Origin of the sequence: Corynebacterium antarcticum, from assembly GCF_016595285.2 — a bacterium.
Lineage (GTDB): Bacteria > Actinomycetota > Actinomycetes > Mycobacteriales > Mycobacteriaceae > Corynebacterium > Corynebacterium antarcticum.
Genome location: NZ_JAENIP020000003.1, coordinates 395,794 through 414,673, shown reverse-complemented (window position 1 = coordinate 414,673; position 18,880 = coordinate 395,794). Strand labels below are relative to the sequence as shown.

Annotated in this window: 12 protein-coding genes and 2 pseudogenes; 3 read left to right on the top strand and 11 right to left on the bottom strand. The window is 64.6% G+C overall.

Annotated elements, in window-relative coordinates:
* Nucleotides 1–24: 24 nt before the first annotated feature.
* A pseudogene (locus JIM95_RS09170) lies at nt 25–669 on the top strand (carboxyl transferase domain-containing protein); the annotation flags it as partial.
* A 133-nt stretch (nt 670–802) separates the two neighbouring features.
* A pseudogene (locus tag JIM95_RS09165) lies at nt 803–1,013 on the top strand (biotin/lipoyl-containing protein); the annotation flags it as partial.
* 407 nt (nt 1,014–1,420) lie between these two features.
* On the opposite strand, the gene JIM95_RS09160 reads toward JIM95_RS09165, so the two are convergent.
* From JIM95_RS09160 to JIM95_RS09110, 11 genes are all read right to left on the bottom strand, one after another.
* Complete coding sequence (locus tag JIM95_RS09160; protein ID WP_200259023.1) at nt 1,421–2,380, bottom strand: FRG domain-containing protein; 960 nt, start codon at nt 2,378–2,380, stop codon at nt 1,421–1,423.
* Between the two features lie 41 nt (nt 2,381–2,421).
* Complete coding sequence (locus JIM95_RS09155; RefSeq protein WP_200259020.1) at nt 2,422–2,895, bottom strand: flavin reductase family protein; 474 nt, start codon at nt 2,893–2,895, stop codon at nt 2,422–2,424.
* 223 nt (nt 2,896–3,118) lie between these two features.
* Nucleotides 3,119–4,714: a phosphoglycerate dehydrogenase gene (serA, locus tag JIM95_RS09150; protein ID WP_200259017.1), complete on the bottom strand. Its 1,596-nt coding sequence runs from the start codon at nt 4,712–4,714 to the stop codon at nt 3,119–3,121.
* A 220-nt stretch (nt 4,715–4,934) separates the two neighbouring features.
* Complete coding sequence (locus JIM95_RS09145; protein WP_200259014.1) at nt 4,935–6,695, bottom strand: MBL fold metallo-hydrolase; 1,761 nt, start codon at nt 6,693–6,695, stop codon at nt 4,935–4,937.
* A gap of 89 nt (nt 6,696–6,784) precedes the next feature.
* Complete coding sequence (locus tag JIM95_RS09140; protein ID WP_200259011.1) at nt 6,785–8,698, bottom strand: GmrSD restriction endonuclease domain-containing protein; 1,914 nt, start codon at nt 8,696–8,698, stop codon at nt 6,785–6,787.
* Nucleotides 8,699–8,807: 109 nt separating this feature from the next.
* Nucleotides 8,808–9,797: a cation diffusion facilitator family transporter gene (locus JIM95_RS09135; RefSeq protein WP_200259439.1), complete on the bottom strand. Its 990-nt coding sequence runs from the start codon at nt 9,795–9,797 to the stop codon at nt 8,808–8,810.
* A 488-nt stretch (nt 9,798–10,285) separates the two neighbouring features.
* Nucleotides 10,286–11,119, bottom strand: coding sequence for a phosphosulfolactate synthase (locus JIM95_RS09130; protein WP_198735696.1), 834 nt, complete (start codon nt 11,117–11,119; stop codon nt 10,286–10,288).
* A gap of 29 nt (nt 11,120–11,148) precedes the next feature.
* Nucleotides 11,149–12,543 carry an MmgE/PrpD family protein gene (locus tag JIM95_RS09125; protein WP_200259008.1) on the bottom strand — a complete coding sequence of 465 codons (1,395 nt, stop codon included), beginning with the start codon at nt 12,541–12,543 and terminating at the stop codon, nt 11,149–11,151.
* 617 nt (nt 12,544–13,160) lie between these two features.
* The gene (gene ilvC / locus JIM95_RS09120; RefSeq protein WP_200259005.1) at nt 13,161–14,174 is read right to left on the bottom strand and encodes a ketol-acid reductoisomerase; all 1,014 of its coding nucleotides are present in this window, start codon (nt 14,172–14,174) and stop codon (nt 13,161–13,163) included.
* A gap of 203 nt (nt 14,175–14,377) precedes the next feature.
* Entirely contained in the window at nt 14,378–14,902 is a 525-nt protein-coding gene (gene ilvN / locus JIM95_RS09115) for an acetolactate synthase small subunit (protein ID WP_198737333.1), read from the bottom strand.
* Nucleotides 14,902–16,788 (bottom strand): acetolactate synthase large subunit, encoded by a 1,887-nt coding sequence (locus tag JIM95_RS09110; protein ID WP_200259002.1) that lies wholly within the window; start codon nt 16,786–16,788, stop codon nt 14,902–14,904. The genes ilvN and JIM95_RS09110 overlap by 1 nt, the downstream gene beginning before the upstream one ends.
* Nucleotides 16,789–17,255: 467 nt before the next feature.
* Between JIM95_RS09110 and JIM95_RS09105 the strand changes: the two genes are divergently transcribed.
* Nucleotides 17,256–18,839 carry a mechanosensitive ion channel family protein gene (locus tag JIM95_RS09105; RefSeq protein ID WP_200258999.1) on the top strand — a complete coding sequence of 528 codons (1,584 nt, stop codon included), beginning with the start codon at nt 17,256–17,258 and terminating at the stop codon, nt 18,837–18,839.
* Nucleotides 18,840–18,880: the final 41 nt, after the last annotated feature.

The window sequence follows — 18,880 nt, the reverse complement described above, 5'->3', positions numbered from 1 at the left end:
AATTGCCATGCCACGACCAATGTCTCAGGCCTCGCTCGATTGTTGGTCGTCGGTTTCGGCCGCATGATCGGCCGCACCGTCGGGTTCATCGCCAACCAGCCCAGCGTCATGTCCGGCGTGCTCGACATCGACTCCTCCGACAAGGCCTGCAAGTTCATCCGCTTCTGCAACGCCTTCAACATCCCCCTGGTCACCCTCGTCGACGTCCCCGGCTTCATGCCCGGCGTCTCCCAGGAACACGGCGGCATCATCCGCCACGGCGCCAAGGTCCTCTACGCCTACTCCGCAGCCAGCGTCCCGAAGATCACCGTCGTCCTGCGCAAGGCCTACGGCGGCGCGTACGTCGCGATGTGCTCCAAGGACCTCGGAGCGGACAAGGTCTTCGCCTGGCCCACCGCCGAAATCGCCGTCATGGGAGCCGAAGGCGCCGTCAACGTCGTCTTCCGCCGCGAGATCGCCGCGGCCGAAGACCCCGAGGCACGCCGCGCCGAACTCGTCCAGGAATACAGGGACACCTTCTCCTCGCCGTACATGGCCGCCAGCCGCGGACTGGTCGACGAGATCATCGACCCCGCCGACACCCGCCGGGAGATCGCCCACGCCCTCGAACTGCTGGCCAACAAGCGGGTCCACCGGCCCGCGAAGAAGCACGGCCTCGGACCGGTGTAAACGACGATCCCGCCCCACAGCGATCCGAACAAACAAAAACCCACATGTAACCCTACCGACCACACCCCTCCCGGGCGCACCGAACCCCGCGCCGTCGAAACCCAGCTGATCGCCCCAAAGGAGCACACCGCACATGAAACTCAAGGTCACCGTCAACGGCGTCGTCTACTCCGTCGATGTGGAGGTCGAGGAGGAGCAGCGGACCCTCGGTCCCGTGATCTCGATGGGCTCGAGCCCCGGCTGCACCGACCACCGCATCGGTGCAGGGTGTGTCCTCGAACGTGGTCGTCGCTCCCCTGGCCGGTAGCGTCGGCGAATCCGTCCAGGACAGACAGGTACTGATGGAGATTGTTTATTAATTGGTAGACTAATATAGACCCTTTTGGAAAGCGCTTACCAAAGATAACGCCAGTACATTTCGAAGCCCCCTCACTGTAGTTAAAACGACAAGCTAAAATCTGACAGATCGACTATAAAACCCATTTACGCAGGCACAACACAAGATACGAAACACCACTGGAAGAAAATGGCCCAAACTTTGTCAGATTAGAAAATTTTTATCCAGGACAATTTTTTATACTCGAAATCAGGAATAAGACGACCAAAATATTTCTAATTTTCATAGAAAACGAAACTGGTTTTACGTGCCATAAAAGCCCGAAAAGGATCCCTGCAAAATATACAGATGGCAGTACAAATACCCTACGAAGAAATGTTATATTCCAAAGAGTATAGAGATTTTACCCCACAATCAACCCCCAAGTCCATCAACTCCCAGCTTCCATGGACTATTCCTTCCATTTTCTGGAAGAAATTCCACTGCAAACCTAGAAGAAATCGGCTCCGGGTAGATATAAATATCACTAAGTTCAGCCTTGGTCCTAATCCACAGGTCAACTTCTTCTTTATATTTAGAAGGAACATTAATCAATAAGGGCTCTTCCAATAATTCTATCCTCCTCCCTCTTTTTTCAGAAATCGTATCGCCAACCAGTTTTTTAAGCCGATCTTTACCATCTTCTGGAGAAGCAGAACCAAGGCCTATTGTAGAAGTCGCATCATCCCGAACTGGACCGATAAGAAAACTGCCTCGCTGAATTCGCAATCGTGAAGTTACATATGGCGCTTTATAACGGAAAATCTCGCCCGTATTTATAATTTTTGTATAAACACTTTCGAAATCTGAATCATCAAATTGGTCTATACTACATTCTGGAGCCTCCAAAGCGAGGAGAACTCCATCCTCCGCTTTCGCGACCCCTTGCGATGCCATCAGTAGGGCAGTAAGAGGATCTACAGTCACATCAAGAAGTGGGGTAGCAACGAGGTTATGTTGCAGCAGAGCGAGAAGTGGAAGATCTGGAAGTCGGGCCCCATCCAACCGATCGAAACCAAATGCTCTCGCCTTCTTCAACAAATCTGTCGTGTATTTTATCACTAATTCATCGTTACTTCTTATATTTCCTTTTAATATTCTGGTATGCGCAGAAGGGGAAATAGGAAAGTGGCAAGACTGACCACGCCATAACGTCTGCGAATCACCATTGGATCTGCGGTAAAAACTAACTATCCCAATTGACCTTAAAAAGCGATTTACTTGAGTCGAGAGGCTGCCCTTTTTTTCAACAAAATCAAATGTGTTCCCATCGAGACGGTCTGACCTCAATAGCGGCGATGGAGAGGCACTTTTCTTATTTCCCATTTCGTTCATTCTGATTTCCTCAATCTAAAAATTGTCCTGCTTGGAAAAACCTATCTCGACAATATCCCCGATAGATACATAAGCGGCCGCTTTTTCGACAAACCACACCGAACGACACTAACTGTAACTATCGTATGATCACCTCCTTCGTACCACGAATCTACCACCCCAAGGAACCATGCGACAGCGCCTGAGATAAAGGGCACACCAATCTCCCCCCTGCGCTCAATTTCTACCCCCTCGAAACGGTCCTCGACATGCCGCGCAAACTGCACCGCCAGTTCGAGCTGATCCGAGGCGAGTACAGAGATACCGATCTCACGGCCGACAGCCAGGTGGGGCAATGACTTAGATTTTTTCTCGATGCACACGACGACCATCGCGGGTTCCAGAGACAGTGACGCGAAGGCACTGACCGTCAGCCCGATGTCCATCCCCTCGGAATGGGTGGTCACCACCGTCACCCCGGAGGGGAACGATCCAACAGCGGTGCGTAGTTCGAGGCCCGTTACCGTTTCAGTCATAGTCGCCTACTCTACCCCCTGTTTTCCGTACCTGAAGAGCACGGTAACTGGTTCAGTCAACGAAGAACCGACCGCCAAAGGGCGTTTTGGGCGAGTACGGTTCCCCTGGCATCTCCGGTGTCAAGGATGCAGACACCGGACACAAAAGAACCGCCGCCCCACCGGAACTCCCCCATCAAGGGGAAGAAACGGCGGGGTGGCGGTTCGTCGAACGACCGGGCGATCAGGCTCCGAAGTCCACCTGGAAGGCGGTTGCGTCGAGGTCAGCGCTGATGGCCTCGACGATCTTCTCCGGGACTTCGGCGTCGACGCGGAGGATCAGCGTCGCGCCCTCGCCGGAGGCGTCCTGCGACAGGGCCGCGGCGGCGATGTTGATGCCCTCGGCACCGAGGTGGGTGCCGACCTTGCCCAGTGCGCCGGGCTGGTCCGTGTAGTGGAGGAACAGGTTGCGGCCCTCGGCGCGCATGTCGAGTCCACGGCCGTTGAGGCGCACGATCTTCTCCACGCGGTCGAGACCTGCGAGAGTACCGACGACGGTGGCGGTGGAGCCGTCCGACGCAATGGCCTTGACCTCGACGGCGGAGCGGTGGCTGACGGCCTCGCTCTCGGTGTTGACGGTGACCTCGACGCCACGTTCCTCGGCGATGCGGGGGGCGTTGACGAAGGTGACCTGCTCGTCGATCATCGAGGAGAACAGGCCACGCATGGCGGACAGGCCGAGGGCGTCGACCTTCTCGGTGGACAGCTCGCCGCGTGCGGTGACCTCGAGGGCGACCGGGGCCGTGTCGAGGAGTTCGCCGGCGACGAGGCCGAGCTTGCGGGAGAGGTCGAGCCAGAGGGCGACCTCTTCACCGATGCGGCCGCCGGAGACGTTCACGGCGTCGGGGACGAACTCGCCGGCGAGCGCCTTGAGCACGCTGTCGGCGACGTCGGTGCCGGCGCGGTCCTGGGCCTCGACGGTCGAGGCACCCAGGTGCGGGGTGACCACGACTTCCCTGAGACCGAACAGGGGCGAGTCGGTGCAGGGCTCGGAGGAGTAGACGTCGAAGCCTGCGCCGCGGATCTGGCCGGAGGTGATGGCGTCGGCGAGCGCCTGCTCGTCGACGAGACCGCCGCGGGCGGCGTTGATGATGATCTGTCCCTTCTTGGCCTTGGCGAGCAGCTCGGCGTCGAACATGCCGGCGGTCTCCTTGGTCTTGGGGAGGTGGATCGTCACGAAGTCACTGCGGCCCATGAGGTCCTCGAGCTCGACGAGCTCAACGCCGAGCTGCGCGGCGCGCGCGGGGTTGGCGTAGGGGTCGTAGGCGATGACGGTGGTCTCGAAGGCGGCGAGGCGCTGGGCGAAGAGCTGGCCGATGTGGCCGAAGCCGACGATGCCGACGGTCTTGCCGAAGATCTCGACGCCCTTGAAGGAGGAGCGCTTCCACTCGCCGTCGCGCAGGGTGGCGTCGGCGGCGGGGATCTGGCGGGCGGTGGACAGCAGCAGCGAGATGGCGTGCTCGCAGGCGGAGTGGATGTTGGAGGTCGGGGCGTTGGCCACCATGACGCCGCGCTCGGTGGCGGCGGCGATGTCGACGTTGTCCAGACCGACGCCGGCGCGGCCGACGATGGTCAGGTTCTTCGCCGCTTCGAGGACCTCACGGTCGACGGTGGTCGCGGAACGGACGAGCAGGGCGTCGGCGTCGCCGACTGCGGCGAGCAGCTCGGGTCGGTTGGGTCCGTCGACCCAGCGCACCTCCACGCCGTCGCCGAGGGCGTCGACGGTGGACTGTGCGAGCTTGTCTGCGATGAGTACTACCGGGCGGCCATTCTGGCTCACGTTCTTACTCCTGGAGTGCTGGTTGCGTCCGCGTCCGGGCAGGCACGACCGCGTCGGCCCGGGGCGGGTCCACGCCGGCAAAATGTGGCGTGCGACTGCGCTTCAGTCTAGACCGTGCTGTCCGTGTGTCCACCGCGGGTACCCACGGCGGAACGTTTGGTGACACACAACACAGTTTCCCTCACCGAACCTGCGGCTCCGGTGCCTGCGAACCGGGCGTTCACTGGTAGCTGACGAACCAGGGGCGGGGGGTGATCTCCATCGTCTGCTCCGGGGTGAACATCGGGGTGTCCTCGTCGATGAAGTTCTTCCAGGCGATGAAGTAGCGGGGGTCCAGATCCTGCCGGAGTGCGTCGAAGGTGGCGAACTTGTCGCCGGCGGTTCCGTGTCCGTCGGCGTGCAGGACGAACGCGAGTTCCGGGTGCTCGAGGTCGATGGTCTCGCGGTCGCGGATCATCTGGAGCTGGAACTGGTGCAGCACGAACGCCTTCTGCGGGAGGTTGTTGTCCGCGGTGAGTTCGGCCAGCCAGTCGGCGACCTCGTTGACCTCCTCCGCCTGGACGTGGCCGACCTGCTGCAGCGGCACCTCGTCGGGGCCGAGTTTCCACTCGGCGTCGAGGGCCAGTCCGACGTTCGGGAGTTTCAGCAGGTCGGTGTAGATCTTCGCCTGGTCGATGAGCCGGGCGCGGCCGGGCTGGAGGTCGAGGACGGCGTAGCCGCCGGCGTCGGTGATGGCGTCGATGTAGGGCCGCAGTTCCTCCGGATCGGCCTCGTTGGAGTAGTCGCCGTCCGGCCCGGGTGAGCCGGAGGCGACGGTGGCGATGATCTCGAAGGCGGGGATGACGGGTTCCTCGGACAGCGGCGCGTATTGCGCGACGAGTTCGTTGAGGTGGGCGACGGATTCCCCGGGGGTCCGCTCCCCCATGATCCCCAGTGCTCCGCCGGAGGGGTGTCCGTAGTAGGCGACCATTCGCCGACCCGGGAACACGAGTTGTCCTCCACCGGGTTGTTCCGCGGTGACGGTGCGGGCCAGCTCCGTGGTGCGGGTGAAGTGTTCTGAGTCGCCGAACAGCTGGCCGAGTGCTATGACAGGCTCTCCGTCCAGACCTCGGATCAGCTCGAGGGAATGCTCGCTCACGCGGGGATCGGCGTATTCGAGGACCTCGACGTCCGCTCCGGCGGCGCGGGCGGTGGCCACGGCGGCGATCCCGGTGCCGGGGGCGGCGAGGACCAGCGGTGCCCGTCCCTTGTCCCGGTCGCGGGTGGGCAGCCGGTCGAGGTTCCCGCCGGACGGTGTCGGTGAATCCGGTTCGGTACCGACCGCTGTCTCCGTGCCGGTCGGGTTCTCCGCGCCGGTGTCCGCGACGACAGGGTCTTCCGCGGGGACCGCGCCGAGCAGGTCCCCGGCGTTGAGTGCGGTGATCTGGCCGAGGAGTCCGACGGGCGTGTTGTCCGGGGTGACGGGGTTCGGGGTTCTTCCGGTGAGCGCCTCGAATGCGGCGGGGGTTCCGTCGTCGGTGTGGACGGTGACGGTCTCCGGCAGCTCAACCGCGGCACCGCCGACGGCGAGGACCTCCCCTGCACCGAGTCGTTCGATCTCGGCGGCCAGTGCCGGACCGTTGGTCCCGGTGGCGGTGAGCAAGGGCAGCCCGGCGGCGAGGGCGATGCTCGCGCCACGCTGCTGCGCCGCGGGTTCCGGTGTCGCGATGACGGCGGCGGGCGCGTCGGGGAAGAACAGTTCACTGACCTCGATGCCGGAGCGGTCCACGTCGGACAGGACGCGCGGTTCGGTGCCGTAGCGCTCGGCGACGGGCTCCCGGCCCTGCGCCGGGGACGACTGTGCGTTGCTCTGATCGGATACCCGATCGCCGGATCCCTCGACGGAGCAGGCGATGAGCCCGGTGCCGGTGAGCACCACCCCGCAGAGGAGCGAGATCATGCGCCGCCGGTTCGGGGTCGGGGTGCTGCGGTCGTGGGGCATGGGGCTCAGTCGCCTCTCTCGTAGGATCAGTGCGGTCGCCTCAAAATACTAGGAGACGACCCTCTGCTTCTACCGTGCGGCCCCGCGCATCAGGAATCGGCGACCTGCGGATCCTCATCCCGGGAGGTGTCATCTTCCCCGGATTCCCCGGGGTGCGCTGCATCTTCCCCGTCACCGGCGGCACCGGCGTTGCCGGTGGTGGCGAACGCGTCGGGGCCCTCCTCCCCGCCGCCGAGGTTCGTCTCGTCGACGTCGTGGATCGCGCCCTTGCCCATCGCCTCCTCGATCATCTTGAGCAACCGGGTGCGGCGGTCGGCGAAGAAGTCGTCGGAGCAGGCGTTGCGGAGGACCCGCGGGTCGAGGAGATGGCTCGCGAGGACGGCGTCGAACTCGTCGTCGTCCATGAGCGACTTCGACTGCACGCGCGCGAGGTACCGCGCCGGCTCGGCGCCGTCCATGACCATCTCCGTCCGGCGGCTCAGGGGCGAGCGGTTGAGGACGCTGTCGGCGAGCATCTGGTTCACCCCGGTCCGGCGGCAGTACCGCGGCGGGAAGATCGGGTGGAATCCTTCCTCATCCTCCATGAGATTCCTGGCGTCGAACCGGTCGCCGGTGCGCCAGTCCCTGGCGCCGCGGCCCATGAGCAGGGCGTGGGTACCCTTCCAGACGCCGGACTCCGGGCCGACGCTGAGCAGCCGGGATTCGACGAAACGGGCGTCGCTGATGGATGCCGGCTCGGGCACCCCGGATTCCCCGTCGAGCGCGGCCCGCACCCAGGGGGTCACCTGGTTGACGTCCCTGCCGGTGCGGACGACGACGGAGGCGGACCCGTAGAGTTCGCCGAAGACGCCGGACCAGAACCACCGGTTGAGCCGGTCCACGGCCGCGCTGCAGCGGAACACCTCGGGGGTCTCACCGAGCAGGGAGAGGATCACCGCGAGCGGGGTGATCTGTGCCGCGTAGGGGATCCGGGTGGTGTCGGATATGCACCGTGCCTCCAGGAACTCGGCTGCCGCGATGAAGGCATCGACGGTGCGTTGCGCGGCGGGGGCGTAGTCCGCGAGGGTGAGCCGGAGGATGTCCTCGCGGTGTCCGCTAGCGTGTCCCTTCTCCGCGGTGGTCAGAAGGGTGACCGCGGTGAAGAACGCGGTGCGGTCGATACCGTCGAGGACGGGGTGCTCCCGCAGCGCCTCCTCGATATCCCGCCACGAGTCGGAGAGCCGGAAGGCGGGGTCCTCGCTGGCGAAGACGGCGGTGAGCAGGTCGACCACGTCCATCTGGAGTCCCGCCGAGTTGGCCTGGGAGAAGATCGAGCCGACGCCGCCCTGGGCGGTCTCCCGGTCGAGCCGGATGATCGGGACGGAGTACCGCACGAGCGGCTTGGCCACGGTGTTGTTGAAGCGCTTGACCCGCTCACGGGTGACGGCGTCCGCCCCCTCGACGAAGTCGAAGAGCATGTCGGTGCCCTCGTCCTCGAGCAGCGCGGAGACCGGAACCAGGCCGTGGGCGCGGGCGGTCTCCCGGTCCGGGATGCCGCCCGGGATCTTCGGGCCGTAGTGGGACTTGATCTCACCGTCCGCGTCGATGGAGAGCACCGCCTCGTCGGGCATGATGTCCTCGGACACGGCCTTGTCCACGTCGACGTAGAACCGGCGTCGGATGCGCTTGTTGCGGAAGTCGACGGTGTCGACGAGTCCGTCGCCGCGCAGACAGTGATAGAGGGTGGTGAGGCGCTGCTGTCCGTCGAGGATCAGCATGCCCGGGTTCCGCCCAGTGTCCGGCGCCCCGGCGAGCGGACGGGGGCGGAACCTCATCGGTTCGTTCCGGGTGTCCAACGCCATGAGGCAACCGATCGGGTAGCCGCGCAGCACCGTCACGATCAGGGACCGGATGCGGTCGACGTTCCAGCTGTAGTCCCGCTGGAAGTCGGGTAGTTGGACGTCGCCGCGGTCGATGCGGGCGAACAGATCGGTGAGGTCGTAGCTCGGTGTGGTGAAACCCATGTCGACGACTCTATCGGGCTTTGTCTACATGTGCGCTACCGGCGTGTGAAACCCCGGTGACGGAACCGTGTCCGTCCCGGGGCCGGGGTGTGGGGTGCGGAGCCGGGCGTCAGTCGTGGACGTCCGCCTCGTGATCGGCGTGGTGCGCGGTTTCGATCTGGATCGTGGCGTGGGTGACGCCGACCTTCTCCAGGCTGCGGTTCGCGATGTCGAGGACGTCGCAGCCGGACTCGACCCGGTCCGGATCGATGACGAGATGGCAGGTTGCGATGAGTTCGCTGCCGTCCATCGTCCACACGTGGAGATCGTGGACGGTCTCGACACCGGGGATCTCCGCCAGTGTCCCGCGGATCTCGTCGAGGTCGACGTTCCCGGGGACCCGTTCCATCAGTACCCGGGTGGCGTCGAGGAGCAGGCGCATCGACCGGGGGAGGATGATCCCGGCGATGACGACGGAAGCGATGGTGTCGGCGAGGATGAAGCCGGTCGCCCGGACGATGAGGCCCGCGATGATGACGGCGACCGAGCCGAGCATGTCCGAGAGAACGTGGAGGTAGGCACCGCGCATGTTCATGCTGTCGTGCTGGCGGCGGACGAGCAGGAGCGCGGAGCCACCGTTGGCGACGAAACCGATGACCGCGACGATGAGCATCATCGTCGTGTCGATGTGCCCGTGTCCGCCGAGTCGCTTGATCGCCTCGACCACGATCCAGATCGAGATCGCCCCGACGGAGAGCGCGTTGACGGCCGCAGCGATGACCTCGATGCGGCGGAACCCGAAGGTGGCGGAGGACGTGGCCGCCCGCCTGCCGATGAGGATCGCCACCAGGGCGATGACCAGGCCCGCCGAGTCGGAGAGCATGTGGGCGGCGTCGGCGAGCAGCGCCAGGGAGCCGGACAACAGGCCGAAGATGACCTCCGCGAGGAAGATCGTGGTGGTCAGGACGATGACGCCGATCAGCGCTTTGAGGGATTTCGGCGCGTGGGCGTGCGCGTGTCCGCTGTGACCGTGATCATGTCCGTGGCCGTGGTCGTGTCCGGAGTGATCGTGCCCGGCGTGGTCCTCCCCCTGACCGTGGTCGTGCCCGTGGTCGTGCATCCCGGGATCATGTCCGGCGCAATCGTGGCCGTGTTCATGACCGTGTTCGTGATGGTCCCCGGTTCTCGTGCTCTCGCTCATGTCTTGAACACTAGTCCTGCAGACCCCTTATTGAAACCTTATTGAAAACGTGTTGGCGTTAAGCAGCGGAAACAGCTGCCAAATCCGGGACATTTTCGAATGTGGCGGCACGTAAAAGGCCTTTCCACATGGGCAAAGAACTAAGTGTCGACTTACCTGAAACGAATTCCGGTTACTTTTGTATCACCTCGGGAACACCCCCGAACTCCACCCCCGATACACAGCCACTCCCGGATCCGCGGCGGGGATGGCTCCACGGACCGGACCACGGCCCGGTGACACCGCCACTGGCGTACCCCGGCGCCCCATCTCACCGGGCAACGTGATCCGCGGCGCCAGGAACCCCACCGCACCGTCGTGTGTACATGACGGTGCGGTGGGGTTCAGTGACCGTTCGACCGGATGGATCAGTGGGGGTTGATCACGCGACCCCAGGTGGACTTGTTGCCCCAGATGTTCTGACGCAGACCCTCGAGTTGCAGGACCTGCGAGTGGTCGACGAACAGGTTGCACTCGTTGCCGTAGTTCTTGACGTACCACTCGAACACGGGACCGTCGGCGGCCTCGAACATGACGTTCTCGAGACCGAGACCGTTGATGATGGAGGCGGCGGCGCCGGTGTTCCACTCCCGGACGTTCTCGGTGATGCCCTCGGACTCGATCATGATGATCGACGCCCCGGCGTCGAGCGCGCGCTTGCCACGGTCGATGAGGTCCCCGATGTCCTTGGCCCCCTCAGCGGCGAGTTCGGCCTCGGAGGAGTCGCCACCGGAGCCGATCTGGATACCCAGCTCGGGCTTGGCCTTCAGGCCGGCCTTGACGACCTTCTCCACGAGCCGCTCGAGGCCCGAGGTCGGGAGCATGATGAAGCCGGTCGAGATCTCGATGACGTCGAAGCCGACCTCCTTGGCTTCCTTGAGGTAGTGGTCGACGGCGTCGTCGCCGTAGCGCAGGACCGTCTCGATCCAGCCGCCGGAGGAGACGTAGGCGTCATTCTCGTGGGCGATGTCGGAGAACTTGCGCACCTGCTCGGTGGGGCACAGCGCGAACGAGCCGCCGGCCCACTTGATGCCGTCCACCCACTGGCCGGCCATGTCGAACACGTCCTGGAGGTGACGGGTGCCGAAGGTGTCGTAGTACGGGGCGCGGACCTCGGTCATGCCGTAGGAGCGGGGCTTGGCGGGTCGCTTGGCGCGGGGGACGAAGTTGAAGGAGACGTCGAAGTCGATTGCGTTGGACATGGTGGTGCCTTTCTGTCGGTGGTGCGGTGTCAGGAGCGGGTCGTGGAGACCCGGGCCAGCAGGTCGGTCAGCTCGGAGATCTCGGCGACCTCATCGAGCCGGTGGACGGTGTCGCAGATCTCGGTGCGCAGGGCCTCGTCGGTGAAGGGCTCGGCCAGTGCGGTGAACTTCGCCACCGCGCCGTCCCAGTCGAGCGGCTGGGAGTGGAAGCCGTCGTAGGCGGATTCCACGGCGTGGTACTCGGTACCGTCGTTCATGACGATGACGAGGTCGGCGGGCATCTCGTTCGGGAAACGGTCGGAGAACTCGTCCGACGGGGTGATGGTGACTTTGCCCATGAGCGTCTGCACGTCGTCGGCGACGATTCGCTTCGCCTCGTACTGGGCGGGGTTGAGCTCCCCGTCGAGAATCGTCACGGCGAGCATCCACGGTAGGGAGTGGTCGGCCTCCTCCTTGGTGCGAATGGAGCGCTTGTCGCCCTCCTCACCGCCGCCGATGATGGAGTAGGCGACGTCGAAGGTGGTCAGACGCACCTCCCTGATCTCGGCGGGATCGAAGTCGTGCTTCCCCTTGAGCTCCAGGGCAGCCTCGAGGGCGGACTGGGAGTGGATCTCGGCGTTGTACTTCTTGATGATGGTGCGGGTGACGGACTCGAGGTCCTCCTTCGACCAGTCGAGCTCGTAGTCGCCTGCGAGCGCCTTGAAACCCTTGTTGCCCTCGAACACGGCCTCGGGCCCGGTGATGCCCTTGCCTGCGAGGAGGGCGTAGAACATGCCCTCCTTGGAGGTGTGCGGGTAGGCCAGCCCCTTCCAGTGGGAGAGGTTGCCGGTGCGGGTGACGCGGAGCGCGACGTTGGCGGTGGCGGTCATGGCGGCCGCGTTGGCGATGCCGTCGGCGTCCAGGCCGAGGGCGAGCGCGGCGGACGCGCCGGCCGCGAAGGCGCCCTGGGTGGTGTGGTCGAAGCCGAGCGCGCGCACCGGCGCGACGTCGGAGAGCCGGGTGTGGATCTGGTAGGCCACGGCGAAGGCGGTCAGGAAGTCCCGGCCGGATGCGCCGGCGACCTCGGCCGCGGCGAGGACGGCACCCATGTTGTCCGAGGGGTGGTTGGTCTCCCCCTTGGCGAGGTACGCGTCCATGAAGTCGAGGTATCGGGACGCCGCGGAGTTGTGGAATGCCGCGAGGTCGGCGGCCGTCTTTCCGCCACCGATGAGGGTGGCCTGTCCGTTGCCGCCGAGATCGTCGTTGAGCGAACGGATGGCGACGAGAACGTCGGAGTCCAGCGCGCCGACGGCGACGCCGAGGGTGTCGAGGACGCGGATCTTCAGCTGCTCCAGCGCCTCGGGTGACATCTGCTCGAGTCTGGCGTTGGCGGCGAAGTCCGCCATCTGCTGCACTTCGGTGCGGTTCGTGGTCACGGGGTACATACCTTTCTGGTGGGGCAGCCTCGGGCGGGCCGGTCATCCGTCCCGCACCCCACACTGTTTCGGAAGGCTACCCTTACAGTACGAGCGTTCTGTTAACTGTCAACGCCCCACACGGGCACCACCGATCCCGCCACGTAATCCCCGCCCCGTACCGCGTCACCTCGCGCCCGGGGGGCATCTCATCTGGTCAAACACCCCCCGATCACCCCGATCCCCACCCGGCCCGACACCGGATACCGGACGACGCCGCAGCGGTACCCGCGCCGTCAGTACTGCATCCGCACCCCGTACCATGGACAATTCAACGGACGTGAATGTCGTGTGCCGCCGACACCAGCCCCCCTGCCCGCCGAAGACGCCGCAACGCGGCAGGTGCCAGTACCGCACCCCGGACACCCCCGAACAGCCCATTACTCCAGCATTCCGCGGAAGTGGAAATCGAAACCCTGAATCACCCCCTTTTTCTGCCCCCACACGATCGCTCCATCCTTCACGTCGCGCTCCGGCCGGGTTCGGGGAACGCGGCGGGAGCGGAAGAGAAGACCCGCCCGCCAACCGTCGTGGACGGCTGGCGGGCGGGTCGGACACTCCTGCGCCGGGAACGGCCCGGTGGTGGATCAGGCGGTGGCGTCGAGCGGGTTCTTGACCCAGCTCATCAGATCACGCAACTTGACACCGGTCTTCTCGATGGGGTGCTCGGCGATCTTCGCACGCATGCCCTCGAGCTCCTTGTTGCCGCCCTCGACATTGGCGAGGAGGCGCTTGACGAAGCTGCCGTCCTGGATGTCCGAGAGGACCTCCTTCATGCGCTCCTTGGTGCCCGCATCGATGATGCGGGGACCTGCCACGTATCCACCGAACTCGGCGGTGTCGGAGATCGAGTAGTTCATGTTGGCGAGGCCGCCCTCCCAGATGAGGTCGACGATGAGCTTCATCTCGTGGAGCACCTCGAAGTAGGCCATCTCGGGGGCGTAACCGGCCTCGGTCAGAACCTCGAAGCCCTGCATCATCAGGGACTCGAGACCACCGCAGAGCACGACCTGCTCACCGAAGAGGTCCGTCTCGGTCTCCTCGCGGAAGGTGGTCGGGATGACACCGGCGCGGGCACCTCCGATGGCAGCGGCGTAGGACAGCGCGAGGTCGTGACCTTCGCCCCGGGGGTCCTGGTCGACGGCGATGAGGCAGGGAACGCCCTTGCCGTCGACGAACTGACGGCGCACCAGGTGGCCGGGGCCCTTCGGGGCGACCATGGCGACGGTGATGCCGTCGGCCGGCTCGATGAGATCGAAGTGGATGTTCAGTCCGTGACCGAAGAAGAGGGCGTTGCCGTCGACGAGGTTGGGCTCGATGTCCTCGGTGAAGATCTGGGCCTGGGAGGTGTCGGGGGCGAGCAGCATGATCACATCGGCCCACTCGGAGGCTTCAGCGTTCGACTTGACCTCGAAGCCGGCCTCACGGGCCTTCACCGCGGACTTGGAGCCGTCGCGGAGGCCGATGCAGACCTCGACACCCGAGTCCCGCAGACACTGCGCGTGGGCGTGTCCCTGGGAACCGTAACCGATGATCGCGACCTTGCGGTTCTGGATGATCGACAGGTCGGCGTCATCGTCGTAGAGAACTTCAATTGCCATGGTGCTGTGTGTTCCTTTTCCTCGAATTGAGATGTATCGGTCGAAAAACGCATCGGATGCGATGTGTTCCAGCTTAGATGTTCATTCCCCGTGTGCAGCGGCGGGTGTGCCGGATGGGGCGGTTGTGCGCGGAACCCCGTGGACTGTGGAGGTACCGCATGGGGGCATACGGAGGGGATCGACGTCCGGGCTCCCCGTCGGGGTCAGCGTCCGCTGGCGGGGGCCATGGTCCTGGGGCCACGGCAGAGGGCGATCTCACCGGACTGGATCATCTCACGGATGCCGAACGGGGCGAGGACGTCGAGAAGCGCCTCGAGCTTCCCCGGGGTTCCGGTCGCCTCGATGACCACGGCGTCGGGAGAGACGTCGATGACCCGCGCCCGGAAGATGTTCGCGGCGTCGACGATCTGCGGCCGGTTGCCGGCATCCGCGGATACCTTGACCATCATCAGCGCCCGGGCGACGGTGCTCTCCTCCGGGAGACGGACGACCTTGAGCACGGGGATGAGCTTGTTGAGCTGTTTGGTGATCTGCTCAATCGTGTGCTCATCGCCCAGTTCCCCGTCGATGACGATGGTGATTCGGTTGATGCCGTCGACGTCGGTGATCGCGGAGACGATGGATGCGATCGGGTAGCCACGACGGGTGAACAGTCCCGCGATCCGCGAGACGATTCCGTCGACGTCCTCGACGAGGACTGACAGGATGTAGCGGTTCTTCGGGAACATCAGTTCTTCTCCTCGGTGTGCTTGGCGGCGTCGTTCGCGTTGCCTTCGATGGCCTTCTCGACGTCAGCCAGGGCAGTCGCCGCCGAGTCCTCGTCGAACAGCGGGCGCAGATCCTTGGCGTACTGGATGTCGGAGTTGGAGTGCCCTGCGGCGACCATGGGCCAGACCTGTGCATCCTCCCCGACGATGAAGTCGATGACGACGGGACGGTCGTTGATCTCTCGGGCTCTCCGGATGGCCGGGATCACGTCCTCCTCACGGGTGACACGGATCGCCTCACAGCCGAGGGCCTCGGCGAGTTTGACGAAGTCGGGCACGTACTCGCCCTGGTTCCGCAGTCGGGTGTTGGAGTAGCGCCCCCCGTAGAACAGGGTCTGCCACTGACGGACCATACCCAGGTTCCCGTTGTTGATCAGCGCGACCTTGATGGGGAACCCTTCGACGGCGCAGGTGACGAGCTCCTGGTTGGTCATCTGGAAGCAGCCGTCGCCGTCGATCGCCCAGACCTCCTTTTCCGGCATACCGGCCTTCGCACCCATCGCCGCGGGTACGGCGTAACCCATCGTCCCGAGACCACCCGAGTTGAGCCAGGTACGGGGGTTCTCGTAGTCGATGAACTGGGCCGACCACATCTGGTGCTGACCGACGCCGGCACAGTAGATGGCATCCGGCCCGACCTCCCCGGACAGTGCGTTGATGACGTACTGGGGAGAGATTGTGCCGTCACCACTACTCGTCCAGCCACGCGGGAACCGGTCACGGAGCCCGTTCAGGTAGGAGACCCAACGGTCGATTGCCGGAGGATCCAGTTCAAGCTTGCGGTACATGGTCAGCAGAGCGTCCAGGACCTCGCGGGCGTCCCCGACGATCGGGACGTCGGCGTGGCGGATCTTCGAGATCTCGGCCGGGTCGATGTCGGCGTGTATCACCTTGGCGTCCGGGGCGAAGCTGTCGAGGTCACCGGTCACCCGGTCATCGAAGCGCGCACCGATGGTGATGAGCAGATCGGAGCGTTGCATGGTGGCAACCGCCGAGACGCTGCCGTGCATCCCCGGCATACCCATGTGCTGCGGGTGACTGTCAGGGAATGAACCCAGCCCCATGAGTGTGGTGACGACCGGTATTCCGGTGTATTCGGCGAAGGCGAGCAATTCAGCGTGCGCATCGGCCTTGATGACACCACCACCGATGTAGAGGCAGGGGCGCTCGGAGGCTGCGATCATCCGGACCGCCTCCTCGATGCGGCGGTGGTGCGGGGTGGTGACGGGCTTGTATCCGGCGAGCGACATCTCGGGCGGCCAGACGAAGTCGCACATGGCGTTCTGGACGTCCTTCGGGACGTCGATGAGAACGGGCCCCGGCCGACCGGTGGAGGCGAGATGGAAGGCCGCGGCCACGGCGGCGGGGATCCGGTTCGGGTCCGTGACCATGTAGTTGTGCTTGGTCACCGGCATCGTGATGCCGCGGATATCGGCCTCCTGGAAGGCGTCGGTGCCCAGCAGGGTGTGGCCGACCTGACCGGTGATGGCGACGACGGGGACCGAATCGAGGTGTGCGTCGGCGAGAGGCGTGACGAGGTTCGTCGCACCGGGGCCGGAGGTGGCGATGCACACACCGACTTCACCGGACGCCTGGGCGTATCCCTCTGCGGCATGCCCGGCGCCCTGCTCGTGCCGGACGAGGACATGCCGGACCTTCTCCGAGGAGTAGAGCGGATCGTACAGCGGCAGGATCGCACCGCCCGGAATTCCGAATACGACATTCACCCCGAGTTCCTCGAGTGAGCGGACGATCGCCTGCGCTCCGGTCATACGCTCGGGGGCGGACGGTTCTGCGTCCTTCGCCAGCATGGCGGGACTGGGATGATGACGAGCTGCCACGTTCACGACGTCGGGCTCCTTTTGGAATGGTCTCGGTGAAATACGATCAGGCGGGTACTGGCGCCGCCCCCGGCACCGGGAGTGCCGGCGGTTGTTTTCGGGGACAACAGGGGCGAGAATGAACAAAACCCCCGTTCACTCACCGTCTGTGCGGTGGTGCCGAGGGCGTTTGACTTCACGACTTGTACGGCCGCTACGGCAAACGCCGGCTGCTTACGGGTACAAGTCGAATGTTGGTCATGTCACGAGATGTTACACAGGCCCCGGTAGGTTACGGCAACTTACGCCACCCCATCCCATACCCCCGTCCACGTGATGGGACGGGACCCGTTCCAGCGGAACACCGTGCCACCAGTGATTCGGGGCACAAACCCCGATCCTTCCGGTCGACGCCACTCCATGGCCCAGGGGTGAGAAATCACCCACCACTCCGACGCTGAAGCCACCCCGTCAACCGCGTTACCCTGTTCCCCATGCCGTCCTTCCCCCTCTCCTACATTCTGTCCAGTTGGTGGCAGTGGATCATCGACCCCGGTATCGAACTCGCCATCCTCGTCGTCCTCGCGTTCCTCGTGCCCAGGGTCGGGCGTCTCACGATCCGGCTCATCACCCGTCGACTCGATCCGGCGGAACAGGAGTCGAAGCAGCGTCTGGCCATAGTCGGCACCGCCGTCTACCTCGTCCAGCTGATCACCTACTTCTTCCTCTCGATCGCCGCGCTCAAACAGCTCGGCGTCCCGCTGGCCGGCGCCGCCATTCCCGCGACCGTGATCTCCGCGGCGGTCGGTCTCGGTGCCCAGTCGATCATCGCCGATTTCCTGGCCGGGTTCTTCATCATCTCCGAGAAACAGTTCGGTGTCGGCGACTGGGTCAGGTTCCAGGGCCCCGGGATCGACGTCGAGGGTGACGTCATCCAGATCACGATGCGGGCCACGCGTGTACGCACCCTCGCCGGCGAAACGGTGAACATCCCGAACTCCACCGCCCGGGTCTGCATCAACCACTCCAACTACTGGGCCAGGGCCGTCGTCGTCATGCCCATCCCCCTGCTCGGCTCCGACTCGATCGACGACGCCGTCAAACGGTCCACGGACGCGACGCTCCGCGCACTCGAGCAGCCGGGTATCGCCAGGGACGTCACCGGTGAACTCGACGTCCACCCCGCTGTGGGGGTCGAGGAGCCGAACACGGTCGGCATGCCCTGGATGGTGAACATGCGCTTCATCGTGCAGGTCAATCCCGCACGCCAGTGGGCCGTCGAACGCGCGATCAGGACGAAGATCATCGAGGAGTTCTGGAAGGAGTACGGTTCCGCGACAACCATCTCCGGAGCCGTCCGCAACACCCTCGACGCCGACGCGCCCCTGCTCGAACGGGCACTGACCCGCTCCCCGCTCATCGACGTCGACTACGCTCCCGAGCCTGCGGCGCAGACCGACACCGGAGACATCACGGACAGCGGTGAGGGCCACACCGCGGTGAAGGGCTCCGGTTCCACCCGGGCAGCCGCAGGCGGGGGAACCCCCGGGGCAAGCGAGCACCGGGCCGAGCGCGCTGAATCCGAGAGTGCCCGGTCCCGTTCCGATGTCTCCACCAGTGATCCGTCCGATACCGGTTCCCCGGCTGATCCGGACGGTGAGGAACACCCCGTGCTGTCCCCGTCGGCCATCGACTCGACCGGCTGGCGGAAGCTCGTCTCATTCGGGGGACGGGTGCGGCCCTCCACGACGGGACTCTGTGTCGCCCTCGTGGCCCTGCTCTTCTTCAAGGGCTTCACCCTGGATCCGACGGATGTCGCCGCCGAGGCCGAGGACATTCTCCCCGCCCCGACAACGAAGGTCACCTCATCCGACGAGACAACACCACCATCGTCTCTGACCGGCGTGGTTCCCTCCCCCGATAGCCGGCCGACCCAGGGATCCCCCACAACAGCATTCCGCCCGACCGGGGAATCGGGTGCGACCCCCACGACCTCGACGGCTTCCCCGACCTCCGGCGCGGCCGGTCCCACGGGCCGAACGGGCGACGGCGGCACCCGGACGACGGTCAACCGCTGACCCCGAGGTGACTGCGGTACCGGCCATTCAATAGAATCGGC

Excerpts from the sequence above, each read along its gene's own strand:
- JIM95_RS09105 (WP_200258999.1), top strand. The coding sequence starts at position 17,256 with ATGCCGTCCTTCCCCCTCTCCTACATTCTGTCCAGTTGGTGGCAGTGG.
- JIM95_RS09160 (WP_200259023.1), bottom strand. The coding sequence starts at position 2,380 with ATGAACGAAATGGGAAATAAGAAAAGTGCCTCTCCATCGCCGCTATTG.
- JIM95_RS09140 (WP_200259011.1), bottom strand. The coding sequence starts at position 8,698 with ATGGGTTTCACCACACCGAGCTACGACCTCACCGATCTGTTCGCCCGC.
- JIM95_RS09135 (WP_200259439.1), bottom strand. The coding sequence starts at position 9,797 with ATGCACGACCACGGGCACGACCACGGTCAGGGGGAGGACCACGCCGGG.
- JIM95_RS09130 (WP_198735696.1), bottom strand. The coding sequence starts at position 11,119 with ATGTCCAACGCAATCGACTTCGACGTCTCCTTCAACTTCGTCCCCCGC.
- ilvN (WP_198737333.1), bottom strand. The coding sequence starts at position 14,902 with ATGTTCCCGAAGAACCGCTACATCCTGTCAGTCCTCGTCGAGGACGTC.
- JIM95_RS09155 (WP_200259020.1), bottom strand. The coding sequence starts at position 2,895 with ATGACTGAAACGGTAACGGGCCTCGAACTACGCACCGCTGTTGGATCG.
- JIM95_RS09125 (WP_200259008.1), bottom strand. The coding sequence starts at position 12,543 with ATGTACCCCGTGACCACGAACCGCACCGAAGTGCAGCAGATGGCGGAC.
- JIM95_RS09145 (WP_200259014.1), bottom strand. The coding sequence starts at position 6,695 with ATGCCCCACGACCGCAGCACCCCGACCCCGAACCGGCGGCGCATGATC.
- ilvC (WP_200259005.1), bottom strand. The coding sequence starts at position 14,174 with ATGGCAATTGAAGTTCTCTACGACGATGACGCCGACCTGTCGATCATC.